Here is a 21,338-nt window from a genome sequence, read left to right on the forward strand (position 1 = left end):
GATGCCGTTTATTGTATATAATTTTTATATTCCCTAGCTTACTTATACTCTCCATATTTTTTTCCGGCGTTAATCATTGCATGGAGATTATCTGCTTCAGCATCATCAAGTACCGATCCATTGCTTAAAATAAAGCCTCCATCTTGGGCAACATTTTCCATTAGAAACTTTACATACTCTTCTACTTGCTGAGGTGTACCAACTTTTAGCATAGAGCCTGGTACGTTACCACCAAAGCAGGCCTTGCCTCCCAGAGCTTTCTTTACACTAACCATGTCAGTTGTATCAAAGAGCCACATTGTTTTTCCTTCTGGAATATCTGAATCCATTATATCATTGAGCCTCTGGTTGTATCCGCCTTCAGCAAATAGATATGGGACCAGCCCCTCGTTTATTAACCCTAATATGACAGCCTTAAGAGTTGGCCAATAAAACTTGTTAAAATCATTACTTGAAAGAAAACCATCTGCACCTTTATGCAGCGGAATAAAGATTATTGGTACACCACTAGAATTAGCAGCCCGCACACCCATGTCTACGTTTAGTGCCACAAGTCTATCAAGAGCTTCTAACAGCTTCTTGGGCCGACGGAACATGTCCAGCATGATTGGGCGAGTTCCTCTCATGGTATCCCCTAGGGTATCAAAGGGTGCCTTTGCAAAACCACCCATAAATCCTGGAAGTCCTTGGGTAGCTTGAATCTCACCTTCCATAGCTCCTATGGCACCTATCCACTCAAGAGCAGCATCCCCAGCCTGCATCAGCTTTTTAAGTGATTCTTGAATCGCAGGTATACCAAAGGGAATCATGGATGGCCCTGCAAATGGAAGCTCTATGATATCTGTAAATGAAGTCATCGCTGCCCACGGAGCCATAACGCCAAATGTACGAGGTAGATAGTAACGCATCCAGTAAGCTGATGGGTCATTTATAAGCAAGTCATATTCTTCATCCAACATATATTCTTTTTCAACATATTGATAGGGAGTTTCTGGAGATAATCCTCCTCCACCAGGCCATTGATACAACTTATAATCTAAAATTTCAAAGACCTTGCCTGGACCCGCGGTTAAACCGCTAGTAAGTGTATCAATTTCAAATTCTTTATTAAACTTTTTATAAGCTATTCCAAGCTTTTCATAATCGTACATCATATCTTCTGGGGTAAAGCCTGCATGAAATGCTGGAAAAGCACCAACTGCTAAAGCAATGGGAACCCTTGAAGGTTTTTTAAGTTCTATTACATCTTTAAGCATCTGAACTCTATCCTTGTATGCTTTTTCCACTTCTGGGCTTGCAAATTTAATAGCAGGATTTGCAAATCTTTTAAACCTTTCTTCATACTTCTCTTGTGCTGATAGCTTTTCCCAGTTATCAGTCAATTTCATATTAGTTCCCCCCTATCCACTTTTTAGCTATGGAAACTGCTTCTACAGCATCTTGTCCCCAGCCATCGGCACCAGTATATTCCTTAATCTGGTCATTAATAGGAGCCCCACCTATAAGAATTTTTACATTATCCCTTAGACCTGCATCATCAATGGCTTTAACTGTGTCTTTCATTTTATCAAAGGCTAAGGTAAGTAGTGCACTCATACCTACTATTTGAGGATTATGCTCCTTTATAGCTTCCACAAACTTGGAAGCTGGCACGTCCACTCCAAGATCATGAACCTTAAAACCGTTAATATCGAACATAAAGGCTACTATGTTTTTGCCAATGTCATGAATATCACCCTGTACTGTACCAACTACCACTTTTCCAATATACTTGCTATCGTCTTCTTCAACTTCGTCTACCATCTTAGATTTTGTCAATTCCGATATCTTGGTCAGCATTTCCCCTGTTAAAATCAATTCTGGCATAAAAAATTCGCCTTTTTCATACTTTTCACCGATAATCTCAACTGCTTTACGAGCATTATCCAGAATTGCTATGGGATCCACATTTTGGTCTAATAACTCTTGAACTATATTTATGGCTTCTTCCTCACGCATCTCAACAATAGCACTAACTAATTTATCTAACATAGCATCCTCCCTAAATATGATAATTTTACCTTTTTGTATAATATTCAGTTAATTTACACTACCCTCCCTTCTAGCTTATTCTAAAAGACTAAAGTTATTCCGTTTACAGAAAAGTAGAAACATTCTTGATATAAATTATATAGTTATATATATAAGTTGTCAATTACCAATACATTGTAATTTTTAGAATATTTGTTTTTATTTATATTTATTTGTCGACATCAATCAAACGTTGACAAATTCGCACTCCTTCAATTGCATCATTGCACCAAAATCTGGTCCCAACCAAACTTGCAACTTGTTGATTTATCTGTCCACCGCCAATAACAATAGGTATTTTGGCCCCGTGGGCTTGCGTTTCCTTATTTAGAAGGTTTATTGTTTCTTTCATTTTTTTATAAGAAACTGTCAATAATCCAGAAAGACCAACAATATTGGGCTGAAGCTCTCCAATCTTTTCTATAAATGTTATGGGGGCTACATCCACACCTAAATCATGTACCTTGAATCCATGGCAAGTAAGAAGTATGCTTAAGATATTTTTTCCTAAGTCATGGATATCCCCTTGCACAGTTCCAAGTAGTATACATCCATTGGACCCATTGGAAGAATTGCTTCTAAGAAAAGGTTGTATAGTCTCTGTTACTTGACGAAATATCTCACCAGCCATAATCAGCCCTGCTATATAATATTGCCCCTGCTCATAACGTTCTCCAACTAAACGCATCCCTCGTTGACAATCATCAATGATATGTAATGGGTCATCTCCAGATTCTATTCTCTTTAATACTAATTCACGCACAGCTTCTTCCTTTAAGTCTCCGATATTATTTATCAATTGTTCCCTTGCTGTCACGTTTTTCATCGGCTAATTCCCTCCATAAATCTCAAAATATATCCTGAATTCCTACTGTTGTAGTAAAGCGTAATTTATCTCCCCTACAAATGAACCATCCCCAGCTAGTTGGTTTTTCATCAAAATCATAAAAAATGTGTTCAATACGAAAAGCCGGAAAACCTTCTTCTGTTTCTAACACCTGGGTCTCTTCATTAGTGATTACTGTTGCCTCTATACTTAATTCGCCTTTCTTAAATTCTGGAGAGCCCGAACCACTAAAAAGTCCTCGTAACGATGTTACTTCTAATTCAGATTCAACTATAGGTCGAGTTGGATCATATATTAAATATTCCTTATGATAGAAAAATGGTTCATTGCCTTTAAGTAGTAATCTTCTAATATAAATTACTGCTTCTTTTGGTTGAACATCTAGCTTTTGCATTATACGTTTGTTTGCCAACACAATACGGGCTTCAAGAATTTTAACTGTAGTTTTTTTATCCATAAAAAAGTCTTGCAAGCCCTTTAGATAAAAAGCAGCTGAGCCAAGCTTGATAGACCGTACAAAAGTTCCTCTTCCTTGAGTAGTAGTTGCAATTTTTTCATCAATGAGTATATTAATAGCTCTTCTTACTGTCATGGGGCTAACCTGATATCGACTACAAAGTTGAGATTCTGATGGCAATTGATCCCCAGGCCGAAATATACCTGAAGCAATTTGTTGTTTGATTATATTAACCAATTGCATATACGCAGGTTCATAGGAATTACGATCTATATCAATAAAAGACATGAAATTAGAATTTTTTTTTCCCCGCTCCATTTTCATCCAAACTCCTCACTATTGCACTAAATTAGATTTTATGTACTAACACGAGCTTCAATAATATCTATTATATCACTAAAGGTTCTAAACAACCAAACCGTTGCCCAAGCATATTTACCACGTAGCAACCGATCTATGTTATGGAAGAAGGATTCCTAAGGTATTTCCTTGAATATTGTATCAATAGTTCTAAGAAACTATTGGTATACATATGGAATTTAGGCTCTATTCACATTGGAGGTAGATAAACATGCAGCTAGTGATTAAAAACGGTATCCTTGTAACACCCTTTAATACCTTTAAAGCAGACCTAGGAGTTAAGAATAATAAAATAGCGGCAATTGGAGATTTAAGTGGTCTTATGGCAGAAAGGATTATAGATGCCCAGGGCATGTATGTTTTTCCCGGTATTATAGATGTACACACCCACTTTGAAATTGTTGGAGGGGGTGGTGTAAAAACAGCGGATGACTTCTATACTGGCACCAAAGCAGCTGCTTTAGGAGGAGTCACCACCATCATTGACTTTACAAAACAGGAAAAGGATGAATTTATAAGTGATGCAAATAATAAAAGGTTATTAGAGGCAAAGGACAAGGTTTGCATTGATTTTGGACTCCACAGCCATTTTACTGACTTAAACAAGGATTCCTTTGATGCCATACCTGATGTGATAAATGCTGGGTACTCTACCTTTAAGCTTTTTATGACCTATAAAAAGGCTGGTTTTTTAATTGAGGATGGAGAACTACTTGAAACAATTAGGAAAACACACGAAAGCAACGGGATGGTCATGGTTCATGCAGAAAATGATTCAATATGTGAGTATTATACAGAAAAATATATTAATGAAGGTAAATTATTGCCAAAGTATCATGCCTGCAGCAGGCCTAACATTGCTGAAGCAGAGGCTGTCTCTAAAGCAGCACTCTTTGCAAGTGAAACTAATAGTCTGTTATACATAGTTCACCTCTCTACAGCACAGGGTTCACAGATAGTTGAAGAGGCACGAAAAAATGGTGTAAAGATAATGGCAGAAACTTGCCCACAATATCTCATCCTAACAGATGATAAATATTTAGAAACTAACGGTCATTATCATATTGCAGCACCACCCCTCAGAAAGAAGGCCGATCAGGATAAGCTCTGGGAAGGTATCACTAAAGGATATATACCTGTAGTCAGCACTGACCATTGTTCATTTACTACTAAACAAAAAGATGCAGGTAGAGAGTCCTTTAAGGATGTGCCACCTGGTATTCCAGGTACTGAAACTCTACTACCACTAATGCATCATTTCGGAGTAAACCAAGGTAGAATATCATTTAACAAACTAATAGAGGTATTATGCCATAATCCCGCTAAAATCTTTGGACTGTATCCCAACAAAGGAACTTTAACTGTAGGTACTGATGCAGACATCATCATTTTCGATCCCAATAAAAAAGTACGTTTGGGCGCAGATACTCTTCATATGGGTAGTGACTATTCTCCCTATGAAGGCATAGAAGTACAGGGCTATCCAGCAACTACTATTTTAAGAGGTAATATAATAGTAGAAAATGGTCAATTTCTAGGCAAAGAGGGTGCTGGGCAGTTTATTAAAAGACAAAAGCCCAAGTATTTATAGGGGTATAAAAAACTAACTCTTGCCTCGTATTGGCAAGAGTTAGTTTTTAATTATTCAAAATTGAAAATGTCAATTTGTCAAGCCTGACCCCATTTAAAATATACTTCCCAAACTAAGGCCAGAATGGATGGATCTAAGTCTGATGAGGTTCTTCCTTTTTCATCATATTTTACTGTGGATACATTACCTTCTACTCTAACCTTAAAGGTAGTTTCTTTTCCTTCCTCCACCACAAAGAAACCGTCATTCTCACTATCATTGAAGTCCTCTTCGCTCCAGAAAAGGGTAAACTTTTCCTTATATGGAGCTCCGTCATATGGACAGAAGATGGCACAGTTGCCGCATTCATTACACATACCGTCTATATGAACAACCTGATTCAGTGATTTCAGTCTGCCATCATCAAGCTTAACCGTAACATTTGCTCTGTTTGGACAGACCTCTGTACATACATTGCAGATATAGTTACATTCCAGACATCTATCTGCTTCTCTTTGTACGTCTTCAGGTCGGCCTTTAAGGTTACCTCTTCTTTCTACTATTTCTGGATGCCTCTTTTTGTGGTCAAAGACTATATCTGCAACCATATCCTTACCTTCTTCAAGCTGTTCCTGGGTAATAATTTCCTTAGCTACTTTTTTACCTTGGGCCATTGCCTCTACAACTGTTGATGGTCCTGTTAAAGCATCTCCACCTATAAATACTTTATCAATATTTGTTTCATTGGTGGCTGGGTTAACCTTGATATTGCCCTTATCATCAACTTCTAATCCTTGTTTCCTCAGTATATCAAGATCTACACTCTCACCTACAGCCGAAAGAACGGTATCAATTTCTACTTCTGCAGTCTTTTTGGTTGAAACAGGTCTTCTCCTACCAGATGCATCCAGTTCACTAAGCTCCATTATCTCACACTTTAACTTACCGTTAGATAATGAGATAGGTGCTAACAGCTCTTTAAATATTACACCATCATCAATAGCAGCTAGTAGCTCTTCCTTATCAGCGGGCATATATTCTTTTGTTCTTCTATAAACAATATACACCTTATCTACTCCACTAACCCTGGTAGCTGCCCTTGCAGCGTCCATGGCAGTATTACCTCCACCAATTACTGCAACGTTTTTACCTAGTTTTAAATCTTCCTTATAATTGTATTGCTCTAGGAAGCTGATTGCACTAATTACCTTGTCACCAGCACCTTGAATTTGAACTGGATTTGACTTAGCAGCTCCAATAGCAAGGTAAATATATTCAAAACCCTGGGACTTCAAGTCTTCTATTGAGAAATTCTCACTTATTCCAAGCTTGAATTTTACTCCCATTTTCTTTACCAATTCAATGTCACTATTGATATCTTCTCTGGCAATCCTAAACTCAGGGATTATATGTTGTACAGTACCCCCTGGCATTTCCCTTTTATCAAAGGCAGTAACATCCATTCCGGATTTTGCTAGGAAGTAAGCCGCGGCTAAACCTGAAGGGCCAGCACCAATAATTGCCACTTTCCCATAGACCTTTTCTTGACTTTCTTTTACTTTACCCATAAATGCTTTATATCCCTTTTGGGCCGCCTCTTTTTTCAAGTCGCGAATATGAACTGACCTATCATAATCCAAACGAGTACACTTGGTCATGCAATTATGATTACAAATTGTTCCTGTAATAAAGGGTAAAGGATTCTTGTCAACTATTAATTCAAAAGCCTCATCATGTCTACCCTCACCAACTAGCCTAGTGTATTCTGGGATATCCTGTTCAATAGGGCAGCCTACTGTACAAGGAGCCACAAAACAATCCGTGAGAGGAAGCTTTTTGGAGATTTTCCGGCTCTCTCCTATTTTCCTTTCCTTAGCATAATTTGCATCCTCCATAGCTTCTGCTGCCAAGCCCTTAAGTTTCTCTAAATCAATTTTATTGAAGCTCTTAGTTAAATGTCCTTCTAGTTCATCAGCCATTTGCTTTAATCTGTAATAGCCTCCGGGCTTTAAGATGGTAGTTGCCACAGTAATTGGCTGAATGCCCGTATCAAAGATGCGAACAATATTAAAGTAGTCTGCACCACCCGAATAGGAAATGTTAATATTGCCTTGAAACTCAGTCGCAAGCTTATAGGCAAGATTAATAGTTAGGGCAAAAAGCGACTTTCCTGACATATACATTTCTTCTCCAGGAAGCTCACCTTTAGCTATTTTCACAGGCAGGGTATTTGACAATTTTACTCCAAATTCTCTCTTATTTTCTGCTGCATACTTTTTGAGTCTCTTGACCATGGCTATTCCATCATCATACTGCAGGTCATGGGTAAAGGATTCTTCCTTTAATTCAATATAATGATAGCCCATCTTATGAAGAGTATTTTTCACATATTCATATCCTAGTAAAGTGGGATTCATTTTCACAAATGTATGCACTTTTTTCTCCGAAATTAGATACCTACAGATTTTCTCAATCTCTGTTGGAGGGCATCCGTGCATCGTAGATAGAGTAATAGAGTCACATATATTTGAAGAGATATTATCTATATATTCTTCGTTAACATTTTTAAAGTATTTTATCTCTTCTTTAAGGACTTTCTTGAATTCCTTAAATACATCTCGATCTGAAGCATCCTTCATTCCTTCAATAAAGCTATTAACCTTCTCTGACTTGATCCCCTCTAGGTCATAACCAACACTCATATTAAACATGAAGGAACGCTTCTCAATCCCAAATATTTCTTTTTGAATAATGTTAAGCAAAAACCATCCTTTGACATATTCTTCAAATGCACTTTCTATGGTGAGCTCTGTAGACCATTCAGTATTATAGCACTCGTCTTCAGCATGGATACAAGGCTTTGGGAATTCTAATGCATCTAATATCTGAACTGTTTTTAGCTCTATAAACCTGCCCCCACATAGATAAGAGGTTACGATATTTTGGGCAAGCTGAGTATTGGGACCTGCTGCTGGACCAATGGGTGTATCTAACTCATCTTCAAACAGATTTATTTTATTGTTAGTTTCCTTCTCAAAAAACTTTTCCTTGGGAATTCCAAAAATTGAGTTTTCATTTTTATATTCTTCAAATACCCACTTAACTAACTTCCTAAAGGGTATTTCTCTCATTTTATCACCCATGTTATTACCTCCTCTTTAAATTCTGATTTCTGTAGTCTGTCGTCTAATTCCAAAATGTTATATGAAGCGTACCATAATTAAGTTTTTTGCAATTATTAGTTTATGAAGGTAAATAAGACGTAATGATTTGCATGTCTGAGCGAAGCGAGTTTTGCAAAGCATAGGCTTTTTGTGCTGTAATAAACCTTAGAATTGCCAAAATTTAATTCCAGGTAAGCGGCACTATAGCATTTTCTATATTCTGGTTCCTGAATTCTGTCTTTCTAGAATCTTTCCCACATTTTCTTTGCCAATTCTCTTGATTTTGCATTAATTTTTGCCTCATCAATGCCCACTAATTCCTTATTCTTCATTAGCACTTTACCAGCAATAATAGTAGTATCAACCATTCTTCCTGTCATTGCAAATACCATATGTCCATAGAAGTTATCTAATGTTAAAGGGGTTGGAGGGTCATAATCAATGACTATCACATCAGCTGCGCACCCTTCCTTTAATTCACCCATTGGTTGTGAAAAATAGTTTGCCATTATTTTGGCATTGTTAGAGAACTGCATGGCAGGCACTTCCATCCAGCCCACTCTTGGATCATTTTTATTAAACTTATGAAGAATATGGGCCACCTTCATTCCTTCTATCATATCAGATGTCATTCCATCTGTTCCCATTCCCACAACAACACCCTTATCCACCATTTTAATAACATCCGCGCAACCTACTGCGTTATTCATATTTGATTGAGGATTATGGGCAACATTTGTTTTTGTCTCAGCAAGCAATTCCATTTCTTTTTCATTAACATGAACACAGTGTGCAGCCATAGTTTTTGGACCAAGTAGTCCATGTTTATTTAATCTGTCAATTACCCTTAATCCATATTCTTTTACATTATAATCAACGTCTGATTTGCCTTCAGCAGCATGTATGTGTACACCAATACCTAAGTCCTTTGCTACTTGAGCAGATTTCTCCATAGTTTTCTCACCAACTGTGAAGCAAGCATGCATTCCAAAGGTTGCTCCTAACATTTCTGAATTATCTTGCTGACATTTTTTTATAAATTCTTCATTTTCTTTGATTCCTGCTAGAGCCCTATCCTCTCCATCCCTATCACTCACCTCATAACAGGTATTCACGCGAACACCCACCTCAGAAGCAGCATTAGCAATCTGCTCAAGACTACCTTCTATCGTAAAAGGACTGGCATGGTGATCTAATATTGCAGTAGTTCCGTTTTTCACAGAATCAATAAATGGTACCAAGGCACTATAGTATACATCTTCTAGGGCCAGGGACTTATCAAGCCTCCACCACAACCGCTCCAGAATTTGCACAAAGTTTTCAGGTGGCTCATCCTTTAAAGACATTCCCCTGGCAAAGGTACTATAGGTATGCATATGGACATTTAAAAAGCCCGGCATAATTAGTTTGCCCTTACAATCCAGAAATTCCACTTCGGGATGCTGCTGTTTTAATTCCTCTGTTGTTCCAATCTTTGATATAGTGTTTCCATCAAGTAATACTGCACCTTTTTCAACAACCTTACAATCACTACCTAATGTTATCAGGGTACCGTTACCTAAAAGTAGCATCTAATCACCTCATATTTTTATATTCCTTATATGTTTTTGTTTTTTACCTCTTTTAACTGTGCTAGTATCTTTTCCTTAGTTGCAGGCAATTCATTTATCCGAATTCCTACAGCATCGTAAATTGCATTCATAATAGCAGGAGCAGTTGGATTTATGGGAACCTCTCCCATTCCTTTGGCACCATATGGCCCCTCTGGTTGATCTACTTCAACTATAATTGTCTTAATTTCAGGCGTTTTTGAAATATCAGGGACACCTAATTTTTTCAAATTATCTGTTATAACTTTAGTTTCCCCTAGTTTATACTCCTCAGATAAGGCATAACCTATACCCATCATAACAGATCCTTCTATTTGTCCTTCAACATTTTGAGGATGAATAGCTTTTCCACTATCTTGGGCAGCTATCATCTTTAAAACTTTAACATCACCAGTTTCAGTATCAACCTCTACTACTGCCGCTTGGGTACCGAAGCAGTAGGCATAGTGAATATCATATTCTTCTAAACTGACTCCGGGTTGATGATCTGCACAATCCCTCAACGGATAAGTCTTTGGAGGAAGATAATGATATTCAGATTTTAATACTGTATTCCTCATTTTAGCCCTTTGGTAAATCTGAGTTAAAGTAAATTCTGAACCATCATCTTCTAATACAATTTTTCCATCAGCCTTAAAAGTAAAGTTTGCTGTGTCAGTCTTAATTTCTAGTGCCATATATTCCAGTATCAGTTGCCTTAACATTTGTGCAGCAGCTTTAACGGCATTTCCTGTGACATATGTTTGTCTAGATGCCGTTGTCATCTCGCCATCTGGGCAAAGTGCAGTATCACTAGATATTACATCTATAAGATCATATTTTACTCCAATTGTAGCAGCTGTTATTTGTGCCATGATAGAATCTGAACCTTGCCCCATATCAATAGCACCGACTTTAACAGTTATTCTACCCTTTTCATTAAGTTCAATGTGTGCCCCTGCACCATCTGGTTTTCCTGTTCCAAGACCAACGTTTTTATAGGAGCTGGCAAGACCAATTCCGATCTTTTTGTTAGGGCTAGAACTAGTCCTAGTAATATCCTTTAGTTCCTTTTCTACAGTTTCAAGAGACTGTAAATAACCAATGCCAGACTTCAACACCTGTCCAGTAATGGTCGCCTTACCTTCTGACAAGCCGTTTATCCTACGTAACTCTACTGGGTCCAAATCTAATTTTTTTGCCAGTTTATCCATCTGTAATTCAGAAGCAAAGGCAACTTGTGTACTGCCAAAACCCCTAAAAGCACCTGCTGGATTATTATTTGTATAGACTCCATATGAGTCAGCTTTTACATTGGGAATTTCATAGGGTCCAGAGGAAACTACTGCTGAACGAAACACTACAGGCTTTCCAAGAGAAATATAAGCTCCAGTATCGCAAATGGCTCTTGATTCAAATGCAATCAACTTACCGTCTTTTGATGCTCCATGTTTCATATAAATATGTTCAGCATGTCTTTTTGTGGAAAACCGAATGGATTCCTCTCTAGTTAGAACCATTTTTACAGGTCGCCCTGTTCTTAGTGCAGCTATTGCACTTTGAATTTGAACAGTTGGTTCCTCTTTACCCCCAAAAGCTCCACCACACGGAGTATAGATTACCCTAACCTTTTCTTCTTCCAAGCCCAAGCTCCTTGCAATCATACGCCTAAATGGATGAGATCCTTGGCTACCGGTCCAGATTGTTACACAACCATCCCCTTCAGGTTTTACCAAACAGGCTTCAGGTTCTAAATAGGCGTGTTCAATTGCAGGAGTATAGTATTCGCTCTCTACGATAACATCTGCCTCTGCAAAACCCTTTTCTAAATCTCCCTTTCTTACCTTTACATGATGCATTATGTTTCCTTCATCATGAATTAAGAGGGCACCCTCTTTAATGCTTTCCTTAGCAGAAAAGATTACTGGTAGTGGCTTATATTCTACTTTAATCTTCTTGATTGCTTCTTGAGCTATTTCTATAGTTTCAGCAAATACTGCCGCTATTACATCACCTAGATAGCGCACCTTTTTATCGGCAAGTACAGGCTGTTGAGGAACAATTAGTCCAAAACTATTTTCCCCGGGTATATCCTTTGCAGTTAAAACAAGCACAACTCCATCCAAGGCTTCGGCCTCACTAATGTCAACAGATAGTATTTCGGCATGAGAATACTCACTAAATAAAAACTTTCCATGTAGCATACCTTCTGAGGTATAATCATCAGCGTATATGGGTTTTCCAGTTGCCTTATCCAATGCATCTACTTTTATAGGAGAAGATCCAATTACTTTACCTTCTACCTGTTCTCTATTATTTTCCCCAGGTTCACTAAGCATCTTAGCTGCCAATTTTACAGAGTCAAGAATCTTTTTATAACCCGTACATCTACAGATATTGTGCTTTAAAGCCCCTTTAATATCGTCTTCTGTAGGATTAAGGTTCTTATCAAGGAGTGCCTTGGTTGACATTATCATTCCCGGAGTACAGAAGCCGCACTGAACAGCACCGGCATCAATAAAAGCCTTTTGAATAGGATGTAACGCATCCCCCTGAGATATACCCTCAATGGTTTCTACTGTAGCTCCATCTAATTTATTAATTTTTACTAAACAGGCACGTTTTGCCTCCCCATTAACTATTACTGTACATGCTCCGCAATGCCCTTTAGCACAACCATTTTTTGTACCCATTAGTCCCATTGAATTCCTTAAAAATTCCAAAAGAGTTATCTTAGGACTTGTCTCAACTGTTGCCTTCTCTCCGTTAACTGTTAAAGATATATTTTCGCTCATTTTACAATCCCCCTAATGTGCTTTATCTACTATTTAACTCAATGTTTCTACCAAGGAAACATTGTTTCCTTATAAATATTAAGCATTAAACTCTGTAGCCAAGATCCTTGGATATTTTCCGAGTGGCTTCCTGAACCTGATATGCTATTTCTGGAATTTTTTGTTCATCTAATCTCACCTTTGGAATAGGAACATTTACTGCACCAACTATTTTAGATTCATAATTATATATAGGGCATCCGATTACAGTTACACCTGAGTCAACCTCTTCGTCACTAATTGTATAACCTATTTCTATAAATTTAGATATTTCAGTTTTTACTTTAGCAATTTTTTCTTTGCCAATTAAATCTAATTGTTCTTTTTCACTTAGGAAAACTAATATTGGCTTAGTAAAACCCTCAAAAGCTAGTTGTATTTTTGACCCAATCTGTGAATGTATTCTAACGACATGGGTAGAGTCAATTTTATTAACATAAACTGCATAATTTCCATGTCTAGCTATTAGCGTTATAGTCTCATTGATTTTCCTAGTTAGCTCAATAGCATATTTTCTGGCTACCTGTACCAAGTCATAATTATTCAAACAACTCTGTCCAATTCTGACAGTCTCAAATCCCAACTTATACTTTTTTGTTTTAGGATCTTGAATAACATATCCATGATTTTGCAAAGTTATAAGAGTTCTGTATGCAGTAGCTTCATTCACTTCAAAAGCTCTGCTTAATTCCCTTACCCCAACTTCATTATGGTCTGCCAAAAAACTAAGCATTTTTAAAGCACGAGAGACTGAATCAATCAATCTAGACACTTCCTTATTGTTTTAGTATTATATACTTAACGCCACAACTGTTTCTGTGACGGAAACATCGTTTCGTTGGGAATTAACTATATATTCTCGATTTATGTTTTAGTTCCTGCATATTTTGAATAATAATTGCAAAATTTAATAAATAGTTCAATTTGTTATTGCAATTTAGGAATAGTTTTATTGTAAATTGCAATGGCAATATATTAGTGATTTTCTTCCATTAAATCTTGGAAATTTTCAAAGGATAACCCTACTTGATATATTCTCCCCTTATCATCAAGTATTGATGAAAATTTATAAAATTCTCCTCGTTGATTCTTTGTGAATGGTGAATGTGCTATATTAATCTTATTTTTTATGAGTGCCTCAACACATAGAGGGTTGCCACCACTTTCTCTGTTTATTTCAAAGTCCATAATATTTACCCCTAAATCTTCTTCTTTAGTACTATATATAACTGTAGCCTTTGAATCGCTAATGGATAAATAATCCACATTTTGGACCGTTGCCAAATCTAATAGCGCTTTGTTATTTATCTCGTTCTTGCTAAGCATGTCTTCATTAATACTGTTTTTAAATTCAGCAACTTGATTTTCTAGATTCCTATTCATTACATAACCAGCAATGTTTTGTTTTGTTTGTTCTGCCATTTCAGCTAAACGCGAGCATGTTGCATATATTTCCTCCATAAAAGCATGATGTTCTTGGGTAGCTGCAGATGCATCTTGGATTAATTCGACAGTATCATTACATGAGAGTTTTACTTGATCCATATCGTGGTTAACCTCAGTACTAATGTCAAAACTACTAGAAATCACCTTTTTAATGTCTCCCATATTTTCTACTGAATTCTCAAAGGTTTCCTTAATACTTATTAATCTACCATCAAGATTTTTGACCATTATTACTGCATTTTCAACATCCTTAGAAATATTTTGAAAAACAGTAATTGATGCATTAATCTCCAACTGTATGTCCTTTATAGTTTCAGAAATCTCTGCAGCAGCTTCACTTGACTGATTAGCTAATTCTCTAACCTCCTGGGCCACAACTTCAAAACCTTTCCCATGAACGCCTGCCCTTGCTGCTTCAATTGCAGCATTTAAGGCCAAAAGGTTTGTTTGACTGGTAATATTAGAAATAGTATCTGCGATATCCCCAACTTTTTTGGAAAAGTTGTGTAAAGAATGTATTTTTTCTTGGGAAATTGCCACCAAATTCTTGGTGCTCTCCATTTTCTCCAGTACCTTCTGTCCTTCTTCCTTGCCTTCTAAGGCAGTTGCTAAGCTATTTTCACTAGCTATGAGAGCGGCTTCAGAATTTGTATTAGCTTCGGACATGTAGTCATTTAATTTATTTAATAATACAATACTTCTCTCAACCTTTTTAAATTGTTCTGTATTTTTTTCTGCTACCACTTGAACTTTTTTAGCAATTTCTTCAGTAGCTATATTCGCTTCATCTATGGCTAGATTAATACTGCTACTATTTTCTGCAATTTCAATAGAATCTCTTAAATTGCTACTAAGAATTCCCTTTAAATTTATTCTAAGATCCATTAACGCTTCAGTAAATTCAATGAAAAGCCCATGGCCTTTTTTAACTGATACAGTTAAATTACCCCAAGCCAACTCTCTTAGTGAAATTGTTAGCTCTTTTATTGTTTTAGGTTGAAACATTGATAAAAAATTATACTTCTTATCCATCTGAATCACTTCCACTTTTTATAATTAACTCATCGTCACCTTATTTGTATATTTCCTCTACAATCTCTGACGCTTTTACTTTATGTTCATCCTCATCTATTCCTAGAAGTACTCCTTCTTTCGCCACAACTTTTCCATTAACTATTGTTAAGTCAACGGGGCGATTAAATCCAATTACAGCGAGAAAAGAAGCGGGATCTAGAGTGGCACCAACAAATTCTAATCTATTCACATTGATTAAAAAGAGATCGGCAGCCTTACCTACCTCAATTGACCCAATATCATTTCTGCCTAAAAGTTTAGCACCACCTTTAGTAGCTATCTTTAACATTTCATAGCCTGTTGGAGCTTCTGCACTAGAATTAAGTCTATGCAGTAAATATGCAGCTCTTAATTCAGCCAATAGGTTTGAACCATCATTACTACCACATCCATCAACCCCTAATCCAACGGGTATATTTTTGTTCAGCATTTCGGGAATTCTGGCAATTCCAGATGAAAGTTTTTGATTAGAAACGGGACAATGGGCCACACCTGTTTGAGTTTGACTTAATAAGTCTAGTTCTTCTGTATTAAAATGAATTCCATGAGCATACCAAACATCTGAGCCGGTCCACCCCAAACCATGAGCCCAAGCAAGAGGTCTCTTACCATACTTTTCTAGGGTATAGGCTTCTTCATCTAAGGTTTCTGTAAGGTGAGTATGCAATCTAACACCTTTATCTCTAGCCAATTTTGCACTTTCTATCATAATGTGGTCATCAACCGAAAATGGAGAGCACGGAGCTACAACTACTTGTCGCATAGAGAACTCATTGGGATCATGATACTTATTTATAAGCCTTTCACAATCTGTCAGAATCTCGTCAGCTGTCTCTGTCAAGTCATTAGGTGGAAGTCCACCGTCTTTTCTTCCCCTAGTAAAACTACTTCTACCAGCATGGAATCTAATTCCCAACATTTCAGCAGCCTCCATCTGTCTATCTATCAAGTCTCTACCTTTTCCCCTTGGAAAAGCAAAATGTTGGTCAAAACAAGTTGTACATCCATATTTAAGCAATTCGCCCATGCCAATTAGTGAGCTATAAAATACAAATTCCGAATCCACTTTTCTCCAAACTTCATATAGGTACATGAGCCAATCAAATAATTCCATGGACTGAATCTCTGGAATATTTCTTGTAAATACCTGCAACAAATGATGATGTGTATTAATTAAACCTGGATAAACAAACATATTAGACGCATCAATTATCTCGGCATCTCCGACAGCAATATCTTCTCCAATTTCTACTACACGAGGCCCATCAATCAGAATACTAACGTTTGACAAAATTCGGTCGTTCTCATCACAGGTGATAATCTTTTTTGCATTTTTAATTAAAATTTTGCTCATCATATAACCCCCTTGACTTATACTTGGGTTTTTCCTAGAATACAAAAGAAGCTTATTTTAGTAATATCCACCTCCATTTAGCTCTAACTCAGGTGGAATACAAGCTCCATCTGATTCCCCGATGTTCAGCTTTGGCTGAACTATTTCACTTAATTTATACCCTTTTGAAGAATAATCAATTAAATCAAGCTAATCTTAATTGATAATTTTGTTATATATATAATTTTCCGAAAACTTAAAAAAATGCCTTTGATTATACATACAAAAAGCGCCCTAAATCACATTCTTATTTATAAGTTTATTTGTTAAAATAAGCAATTTACATCAAATGTACTTCTCATAGTATTGAGTGTATTTTATTGCAATCCCTTTCCTAATCTTCAAAAAGTCCTTTTCTATGAATTTTCAAAAACTGTTTACAGTATTTATCCAATCCTAGTAAAGCCTGAGAAGAATAAATAAGACGCATACTCTCTTTATCTAATGGATTTAAAATATAGGAATCTACTTTGCATATCTTCATCATCTAAAATACTATAGGCTGTAGTTATGACTAATTCTCCACCCCTTAAATATTGATGTGCGTCAGGGGAATCTAAAACAGTAACAGAGGTGACTTTCTTAGAAAGCCCCTTTTCTCCCGCAAGGACAGTTGCATTTTTTAAAAAATTAGATAAAAGTAAATCTGCTAATGTGACCTCCACCTAATATACCTACATCAATAGTGTTTAGTACATATATTTCTATTACTTATCAGCTTTTCCCTTTAGTTTAAGAAAAAAACTTAGTGCATTTAATAACAACCTAGGTGTTGAATATGTAAAAAAATGGGCTCCATATCTTTAGGAGCCCACACTTTGAAGAGCTATATCAAGCAAATATATTCTACAAATTATTTAGTATAATAAACATTATCAAGGGGCATTCCTAATTCAATTAACTCATTTCTAACTCGGTTATAGAGTGCTTCGTATTCAGGCGTAGGTCTCATGTTATCTAAATCAAAACATTCTTTTACACTATAACCTTTATCAGGAGTTGGTAATTTTTCTTCATACTTTGGCAATATTTTCTTAGCTATTTCATTTGCCTGCTTCCTTGTCATACCAGCACAGGACTTAAATACTTCACCACACCACCAAGCTTCCATTGGAGTTAAATAATCTGTATACCTACCTCCAGCTGATCTTGGTTGTGTTGTTTTAGAAGAACCAGACACACAATGATTCATCAATCCTACAGCAGCTTCATACATGAACATTTCAGTACATGGACCAGCTGTCTCATTAACAATTTTATTACGCATAATATTAGTATTTCTACTAACTGCTTGAGTTGAAACACTATTAGCCCATACTGCTTTACGTCCACAATTACCGAATAACTGTAAGTCATATACATAGGAGCTGACATAGGTAGCTTGTAATATAACTGGTAGCAATAAATCTGTAGCAATATTTGCAAGAACAGCTCCTTCAGCTGGACCAGCATAACCACCTATATAGGAGAAACCGCCTGCTCTTATATTATGCCCACAATTTATTCCCATAACAATCCTATGGAAGTTACTCATAGATGCTTTTAATTCCACCGGGCACAATGACATTGTATTATTTCCTTCACCAGGGAAAAATGCTGCTCCACCAAGATGACCATAATGTGTCACTGCACCAGCAATTCCTGTATGGCCAATTCCAGGCCTTTCGGCTCTATATGTGGCTTGTCTTCTAAGTTCTGCTTCATATCTGCCCATTAATGTTTCATAAGGTGTTCCAGATCTAATTTTTTTGCCGTATACTGTTGCTAATGTAGGTCCATGTAAAACGTCTACTAACTTAGGATATTTAATCAGGCCTTCTGTAATTGGTACATATAATTCTTCAGAAACCACAATTCCTAGGGATGCACATACAATTGGCTCCACAGTAGATTCGGGTCTCCTAGGTCTCATAACAACTTGGTCTTTCCCACGTCCAAACTTTATCTCTTTAGGGTATGCTTTTAATGTCTGACGGATTTCTTCTTCTGTCACTTTGATGATACGTTCTGTATCAGTACAAAGCAAACCCATTTCAAGTGCTAATTCGTAACCTGCTTTAAAAAATCGGTCTGCAAGATTGTCATCAGAACTTATTGGATTATCCATATCAAGGGTATTTTCTAATCCATGTTCCTTTAATTTAGCTTTAATTGTCCTAGGTATAACTTTAGTATCCCATTCCTTAACTGAACATACAGGACCAGTATACGCTTTATCCAAACTATTCATTATTGCTTGTATTCTAGCTGACATTTGCTCTTTCCCCCTCTTATTCAATTTTATTATGTTTCAACGAATATATGGCTAATAAGTTACTGTTTATGCTTTACCCATGTCAACTACTTCTATTTGTTGTCCAGGTGCTTTACTAGATTTCATGATAGTCTTACAAAGTTCTACTGCATCTGTGGCATTTCTACCATATCCGTCTGCTCCAATTTTTTCTGCCCAATCTGACGTTATGGGTCCACCACCGACAATACAATAATATTTATCACGTAGACCTGCATCCTTTAAATATGCAATAATATCCTCCTGATATGGCATTGATGTTGTTAATAATGTAGAAGACGCAATAATTGAAGCTCCTACTTCCTGAGCCTTATCAACAAATGCTTTAGGATCAACATCTACTCCTAAGTCATATACTTCAAATCCATTTACTGAAAGCAAGGCAGATACCACATTTTTGCCAATATCATGTAAATCACCTTTAACCTGTCCGATGACTATCTTGCCCATCCTTTCTGCACCGGCTTCGTCCCCAAGTGCAGCTAATACTAGTTTTAGAATTTCTGTCATAGAATCTCCTGCTAGTATTAGTTCTGGCAGGTAGGCAGTTCCTTCGCTAAATCGGTCACTAACAAGCTTTAACCCTTTTGTTCCACCTTTTTCCATAATCTCTAGTGGGGGTATCCCACCTTCTATTCCCTCTTTTACTATAGCTACAGCCTCCTCCACTTCTCCCTCAGCTATAGCATTACTCAGCCTTTCAAATAACTGATCTTTCATTATACTTATGCCTCCTTGTTTGTTATTTATTTTTATTTACCTTAGCTTATATTAATAATTCAGATTATACATAAAATTTTACCTTTGGTTACTCCTACAAAAAAATTAACTTTTCAGAGAACATTTTAGGGGAGTTTTGTAACAATATACAATTAATTAAAATGTATCCAAATACTATCCTTCTACTGCCTTTTCCACAGCTTTAATTATGTTCTGATATCCCGTACATCTACACAAATGTCCTGATAATTCCCTTTTAATATCCTCCCTGCAGCACTTTTTGCCACTTTCAACTAAAGATGTTGCTGTAAGCACCAGCCCTGGCGTGCAAAAACCACACTGAATAGCTCCCTCATCTACAAAGGCCTGTTGAACCTTAGATAGCTGGCCATCTTGGGCTACACCTTCAATAGTTACAATTTCCTTACCGTCTGCCCAAACAGCCAAGTATATACACGAATTTATTGGTACACCATCTATTAATACCGTACAGGCCCCACATTCACCGACACCGCATCCTTTTTTTGCACCAGTATAGTATAGCCGTTCTCTTAACATGGTCAAAAGTGTTTCCCCAACTTGAACTTCCAAACTTTCTCTTTTACCATTCACAACACAATTAATCCTTTTATTCAAGTCTCACACCTCCTGCATCAGCAACAGATTTCTTTAATGCCCTTTGTACCAATTCTTCAATCAACTGTTCCCTGTACTCCTTGGAGGCCCTCCAGGATGTTCTCGGATGAGTAGACTTCAACGCTAGCTTACCTATTTCAGCGATGGTTTTAGTGGAAATAGACCTGCCTTTTGCATAGGATTCTGCCTCAAGACATCTCAAGGGTGTTGGCCCTGCAACTCCCAAACCAATCCTTATCTCATCAAATACATTCTCTTCCTTTAAACTCATAGTTACAGCAACACCTACTGTAGCAATATCCATTGCCTTACGCATGGAAAACTTAATGTAGTGTCCATAAAACCCCTTGTAATTATCAGAAGATACAACTATCTCCTCTAAGATCTCCCCTTGCTTTAAGTCCACCCTGCCAGGCCCAAGATAAAAGTCTGTAATTGGAATGATCCTGCTACCAGTCTTTGATCTTAACTTTAGCGTTGCATTTAAAGCAAATAGTATGGGAGCACTATCTGCTGACACAGCACCATTGCAAAGGTTTCCTCCTATGGTAGCAGCATTGCGTATTTGGGGGCCACCTACTGAGGATGCTGCTTGCATCAGAATCGGTAGGTGTTCATCTATAAGGAGGTTGTTAGCTATGTCCGTAAATGTAGTCAGGGGACCTATCCCAATGCTTCCATCCTCATAAGAGTGTATCCTTCTTAATTCCTTAATTTCTCTTATACTTAAAAGCTCTACATCCTTAACTTTTCCACCATGCACTTTGATTAACAGGTCAGTACCTCCTGCAATTACTAAAAGGTTGGGGTTATCAGCCAACATATTAGCAGCATGGTTTAGGTTGTCTGCTTCAATATAACCTTCAATTCTAAACACTTCTTAGC

General features: G+C 37.0%; 16 protein-coding genes. 1 reads left to right on the forward strand and 15 read right to left on the reverse strand.

Annotation, left to right across the window (positions count from 1 at the left end; genetic code table 11):
* Positions 1-38: 38 nt before the first annotated feature.
* The 4 genes from APF76_02865 to APF76_02880 form a co-directional block, all read right to left on the reverse strand.
* Positions 39-1,388, reverse strand: coding sequence for a hypothetical protein (locus tag APF76_02865; GenBank protein KUO49235.1), 1,350 nt, complete (start codon positions 1,386-1,388; stop codon positions 39-41).
* A gap of 1 nt (position 1,389) precedes the next feature.
* Entirely contained in the window at positions 1,390-2,031 is a 642-nt protein-coding gene (locus APF76_02870) for a hypothetical protein (protein ID KUO49236.1), read from the reverse strand.
* 208 nt (positions 2,032-2,239) lie between these two features.
* A complete protein-coding gene (locus APF76_02875) occupies positions 2,240-2,896 on the reverse strand; it encodes a hypothetical protein (protein ID KUO49237.1) in 657 nt (218 codons plus the stop codon).
* A 22-nt stretch (positions 2,897-2,918) separates the two neighbouring features.
* Positions 2,919-3,692 (reverse strand): hypothetical protein, encoded by a 774-nt coding sequence (locus APF76_02880; protein KUO49238.1) that lies wholly within the window; start codon positions 3,690-3,692, stop codon positions 2,919-2,921.
* A gap of 253 nt (positions 3,693-3,945) precedes the next feature.
* Here APF76_02880 and APF76_02885 point away from each other — a divergent pair, with 253 nt between their 5' ends.
* Positions 3,946-5,325: a hypothetical protein gene (locus APF76_02885; GenBank protein ID KUO49239.1), complete on the forward strand. Its 1,380-nt coding sequence runs from the start codon at positions 3,946-3,948 to the stop codon at positions 5,323-5,325.
* A 77-nt stretch (positions 5,326-5,402) separates the two neighbouring features.
* Here the strand turns inward: APF76_02885 and APF76_02890 are convergent, their stop codons facing one another.
* The 11 genes from APF76_02890 to APF76_02940 form a co-directional block, all read right to left on the reverse strand.
* Positions 5,403-8,447 (reverse strand): selenate reductase subunit YgfK, encoded by a 3,045-nt coding sequence (locus APF76_02890; protein ID KUO49240.1) that lies wholly within the window; start codon positions 8,445-8,447, stop codon positions 5,403-5,405.
* A gap of 263 nt (positions 8,448-8,710) precedes the next feature.
* Entirely contained in the window at positions 8,711-10,039 is a 1,329-nt protein-coding gene (locus tag APF76_02895; protein KUO49241.1) for a chlorohydrolase, read from the reverse strand.
* A gap of 26 nt (positions 10,040-10,065) precedes the next feature.
* On the reverse strand, positions 10,066-12,852 hold the full coding sequence (locus APF76_02900) for a xanthine dehydrogenase (protein KUO49242.1): 2,787 nt from the start codon (positions 12,850-12,852) through the stop codon (positions 10,066-10,068).
* A gap of 85 nt (positions 12,853-12,937) precedes the next feature.
* Positions 12,938-13,654, reverse strand: coding sequence for a hypothetical protein (locus tag APF76_02905; protein KUO49243.1), 717 nt, complete (start codon positions 13,652-13,654; stop codon positions 12,938-12,940).
* Between the two features lie 212 nt (positions 13,655-13,866).
* Positions 13,867-15,369 carry a hypothetical protein gene (locus APF76_02910; GenBank protein ID KUO49244.1) on the reverse strand — a complete coding sequence of 501 codons (1,503 nt, stop codon included), beginning with the start codon at positions 15,367-15,369 and terminating at the stop codon, positions 13,867-13,869.
* A 40-nt stretch (positions 15,370-15,409) separates the two neighbouring features.
* Complete coding sequence (locus APF76_02915) at positions 15,410-16,768, reverse strand: hydroxydechloroatrazine ethylaminohydrolase (GenBank protein KUO49245.1); 1,359 nt, start codon at positions 16,766-16,768, stop codon at positions 15,410-15,412.
* Between the two features lie 473 nt (positions 16,769-17,241).
* Positions 17,242-17,469, reverse strand: a complete 228-nt coding sequence (locus APF76_02920; GenBank protein KUO49246.1) for a hypothetical protein — start codon at positions 17,467-17,469, stop codon at positions 17,242-17,244.
* Between the two features lie 188 nt (positions 17,470-17,657).
* Positions 17,658-19,058 (reverse strand): hypothetical protein, encoded by a 1,401-nt coding sequence (locus tag APF76_02925; protein ID KUO49247.1) that lies wholly within the window; start codon positions 19,056-19,058, stop codon positions 17,658-17,660.
* Between the two features lie 66 nt (positions 19,059-19,124).
* Positions 19,125-19,817 (reverse strand): hypothetical protein, encoded by a 693-nt coding sequence (locus APF76_02930; GenBank protein ID KUO49248.1) that lies wholly within the window; start codon positions 19,815-19,817, stop codon positions 19,125-19,127.
* 174 nt (positions 19,818-19,991) lie between these two features.
* Positions 19,992-20,453, reverse strand: coding sequence for a xanthine dehydrogenase (locus tag APF76_02935; GenBank protein ID KUO49249.1), 462 nt, complete (start codon positions 20,451-20,453; stop codon positions 19,992-19,994).
* Positions 20,446-21,330 (reverse strand): xanthine dehydrogenase, encoded by an 885-nt coding sequence (locus tag APF76_02940; GenBank protein ID KUO49250.1) that lies wholly within the window; start codon positions 21,328-21,330, stop codon positions 20,446-20,448. The genes APF76_02935 and APF76_02940 overlap by 8 nt, the downstream gene beginning before the upstream one ends.
* Positions 21,331-21,338 lie beyond the last annotated feature (8 nt).

Source organism: Desulfitibacter sp. BRH_c19 (genome assembly GCA_001515945.1).
Taxonomy (GTDB): domain Bacteria; phylum Bacillota; class DSM-16504; order Desulfitibacterales; family Desulfitibacteraceae; genus Desulfitibacter.